The following is a 3,719-nucleotide window of genomic DNA, read 5'->3' on the forward strand; positions in this document are numbered from 1 at the left end:
CGGGTGGGGGTGGCGGCGGCGTGTCGGGCGATGGGACGATCCCGGGCCACGCACTACCGCCGGCATCGGAAAAGCCCGGCTCCGGTGCGCCCGGCACCGATCCCGCACCGGGAGCGTCGCCAGCCGGCGGCGTTGTCGCCGGTGGAGCGGGAGCGGGTGCTGGAGGTGNTGCACTCGCCGCGGTTCGTCGACGCGTCCCCGGACCAGGTGTGGGCCACCCTGCTCGACGAGGGGGTCTATCTGGCGTCNCCGCGGACGATGTACCGGCTGCTCGCCGCCCGGGGGGAGACCGGGGAGCGTCGCCGTCAGGCCACCCATCCCGCCCACGTGAAACCCGAACTGGTCGCGTCGGGTGTGAACGCCGTGTGGAGTTGGGATATCACGAAGCTGCACGGGCCGAAGAAGTGGACGTACTTCTATCTGTATGTGATCATCGACGTGTACAGCAGGTATGTGGTGGGGTGGATGATTGCCGACCGGGAATCCGCGGCTCTCGCGGAGGACCTCATCACCGCGAGCTGTGTCAAGCAGGGTATCTGTCCATGGCCATGAAAAAGTCCTCGTTGTTGGCCAGGTAGAGGTCCCCGCTGGTGGCCAGGTGGGAGTCCCCGCTGGTGGCCGTGGTGTGGTCCCGGTTCCTCGTGGGATGCCGTGTCTGCCGGGAGCGTGAGGCCTGGACGGTGACGGTGGCGGTGTCGAGCCAGTCACCGCACCGCCCAGGAGCTCCTATTGAAGTCTGCGAGGGAACGTATGGACGTGATTTCGGCCTACCGGGAGGTGGGCACGTATCGGGGTGCCGCGGCGATGTGTGGCACGACCCCGAAGACAGTCCGCAGGATCATCGAACGGCACGAGGCGGGTGGTGGCCGTCCAGCTCGGGTCCGCCGGGCCCGTAACTACGACTCGGTCGCGGAGCTGGTCGCCGACCGGGTGAAGGCTACCAGCGGGCGGATCTCCGCGAAGCGACTGCTGCCGGTGGCCCGGACGGCGGGGTACGACGGGTCACCGCGGAACTTCCGCCGGCTGGTCGCGGCAGCGAAGGCGGACTGGCGGGCGGGGCATCACCGGGGCCGCCGGCCGGCGGTCTGGGCACCGGGGGACGTGCTGGCGATCGACTGGGGTGTGCCCGGCGGGTTGCACGTGTTCTGCGCGGTGCTGGCCTGGTCACGGGTCCGGTTCGTTCGGTTCGCCGGCGATGAGCGGGCGGGCACCACGTTCGCGTTGCTGGCGGAATGCTTCGAAACGTTGGGTGGGGTCCCGAAGACGGTCCTCGCGGATCGGATGGGCTGTTTGAAAGGTGGTGTCGTCGCGAATGTCGTGGTTCCTTCACCGGGATATGTGCGGTTCGCGGCGCACTTCCGGTTCCGGCCTGATTTCTGTGAGGCCGCGGATCCGGAATCGAAAGGGATCGTGGAGAACCTCGTCGGCTACGCGAAACGCGACCTGATGATCCCGGGGATGCCGTTCACGGACCTGACCGCGGCGAACCAGGCCGCGACCCGCTGGTGCGCCGAGGTCAACGCGGCCGTCCACAGCGAGATCGCCGCCGTTCCGGCGGACCGGCTGGTCGAGGAACGGCCGCTGCTGGGCGGGTTGCCGTCGCTACGACTGACCGGCACGACCGGGGCGGTGACCCGCAAGGTCGACCGGCTGTCCTGTGTCCGCTACGCCTCCGCCCGCTACTCGGTCCCGACCGTGTGGATCGGGACGACCGTCACCCTGACGGTCGCCGACGGCCGGCTCACCATCGTCGACCCGGTCAGCGGGGAGATCCTCGCCGAACACGGGCTGGTCGCCCCCGGTGAAGCCTCGGTCCTCGACGCCCACTACGGCGGCCCCCGCCCCGCCCCGGCGCGGGCACCACGACCGAAGACCGCCGCGGAGAAGGCGTTCTGCGCGCTCGGTCCGGCCGCGGAGGCGTTCCTGACCGGTGCCGCGGCGGCAGGGAACACCCGCCTGGGGGCGGACCTCGTCGAGCTCGCCGGCCTGGAAGCCGCCCACGGCCGCGGGCCGCTGCTCGCCGCGGTGGAACGGGCAGTGGAGTTCCGCCGCTGGCACGCCGCCGACGTCCGGGCGATCCTGCAGGCCGGTCCCGGTCTGCCCCAGCCCCGCCCCGCCGGCGACCTGCTCCCCGGGGTGCTGCCCCCGGTCGCGACCCGGCCGTTGTCCGCCTACGCCCTGACCGCACTGTCATGACCGCCGCCACCGTCCCGCCGCTCGCAGCCGACCTCGACACCGCGCTGCGCCGGCTCCGCCTCGGTGCGATACGCCGCCTGGCCCCCGACCTGCTGATCACCGCGAAAACCCAGCGGTGGACACCGGAAGAGGTCCTGCGCACCCTCCTGGAAGCCGAGATCACTTCCCGGGACGCCTCCAACACCGCGAACCGGCTCAAGGCCGCCGGGTTCCCCGTCGTGAAGACCCTCGACGACCTCGACCGGACCGTCTCCACGATCCCACCCGGCACGCTGGACTACCTGGCCAGCCTCGAATGGATCCGCGCGGCGGAGAACCTCACCCTCGTCGGACCCGCCGGGACCGGGAAAACCCACACCCTCATCGGTCTGGGTGTCGCCGCCGTCCACGCCGGCCACAAGGTCCGCTACCACACCGCCGCCGACCTCGTGGAAACCCTCTACCGCGGCCTCGCCGACAACAGTATCGGCCGGATCATCGACACCACGCTGCGCAACGACCTGATCATCATCGACGAACTCGGGTTCGCGCCTCTGGACGACACCGGCGCGCAGCTGCTGTTCCGGCTCGTCGCCGCCGCCTACGAACGCCGCGCGCTCGCGATCGCCTCCCACTGGCCCTTCGACCAGTGGGGTCGCTTCCTGCCCGAACACACCACCGCTGTCAGCATCCTCGACCGGCTCCTGCACCACGCCACCGTCGTCGCGACCGAAGGAGAATCCCACCGAATGCGCCAAGCCCACCAAAGAGGAGGCACCCACTCCCAAACACCCTGAAAAACCCCGAGGAGCCGGGGACTTTTATCTGGCCACCAGCGGGGACCACAAACTGGCCGTTGACAGTATCGGCCGGGAGCAGTTGACGATCCACGCGGATCGGGGCACGTCGATGACGTCGAAGACCGTCGCGTTGCTCCTCGCCGATCTGGGTGTCACTCGTTCTCATTCCCGGCCCAGGGTGTCGAACGAGGTGAGTCAGCTCAACACAGCGCATCCCACCGGAATTCGACGGCCAGCAACAAACCTGCTGAGCACAGCGCAGAAAAACCGCCCGCCAGACGGCGAAAAACCGACCCGTCAGACAACTAATAACTATGGCTCCGACGCTCACGCACCACCTGTGAACAGGCAGTTCAGCATTCCGCACCAGCCTCAATTGCTTCTAAGGGTCCGGATTGATATAAGTTAATCGTCTGGTTGGTTGATCGTGTAGTTCCAGTCCCCATGGAATTCATGCCTGCTGATCGGGATTTTCTCTCTGTCTCGTTCGGTGAGTTTGACCTTGGTGGGATAGTCGCCGGGATCGAGCTCGCAGCGGACGGTGAGGCCGGTGGTGGTCGTCGTGTTGGCGATGAGGCTGACGATGGTCTGGAAGGTGGCCAGCGGCCGGCCGCGCCAGTTCGCAGTGATCCGGGAGAACAGCCGGTGTTGCCGGGTAGCCAGGGGCATTTCAGCCCCTGGCCCCCACAGATCACGGACGTGAATCTCTCGATTCATCCGGCTCCTGCTGCACATCACGAGCGG

General features: G+C 68.3%; 3 protein-coding genes and 2 pseudogenes. 4 read left to right on the forward strand and 1 reads right to left on the reverse strand.

Annotation, left to right across the window (positions count from 1 at the left end; genetic code table 11):
• The 4 genes and pseudogenes from B207_RS32490 to B207_RS39480 all read left to right on the forward strand — a co-directional run.
• Positions 1–537 (forward strand): annotated as a pseudogene (locus B207_RS32490) (DDE-type integrase/transposase/recombinase); the annotation flags it as partial.
• A gap of 192 nt (positions 538–729) precedes the next feature.
• Positions 730–2,196 (forward strand): IS21 family transposase, encoded by a 1,467-nt coding sequence (gene istA, locus B207_RS0104385; RefSeq protein WP_154675142.1) that lies wholly within the window; start codon positions 730–732, stop codon positions 2,194–2,196.
• On the forward strand, positions 2,193–2,972 hold the full coding sequence (istB, locus tag B207_RS0104390; RefSeq protein WP_018635308.1) for an IS21-like element helper ATPase IstB: 780 nt from the start codon (positions 2,193–2,195) through the stop codon (positions 2,970–2,972). Before istA ends, istB begins: the two co-directional genes overlap by 4 nt.
• A gap of 76 nt (positions 2,973–3,048) precedes the next feature.
• Positions 3,049–3,165: pseudogene (locus tag B207_RS39480) on the forward strand (IS3-like element IS1141 family transposase); the annotation flags it as partial.
• Positions 3,166–3,380: 215 nt separating this feature from the next.
• On the opposite strand, the gene B207_RS0104395 reads toward B207_RS39480, so the two are convergent.
• Positions 3,381–3,719, reverse strand: a 339-nt coding sequence (locus tag B207_RS0104395) for an ISAzo13-like element transposase-related protein (protein ID WP_407671361.1), incomplete at its 5' end; no start/stop codon positions are given.

The organism is Parafrankia elaeagni (assembly GCF_000374165.1).
GTDB lineage: Bacteria > Actinomycetota > Actinomycetes > Frankiales > Frankiaceae > Parafrankia > Parafrankia elaeagni.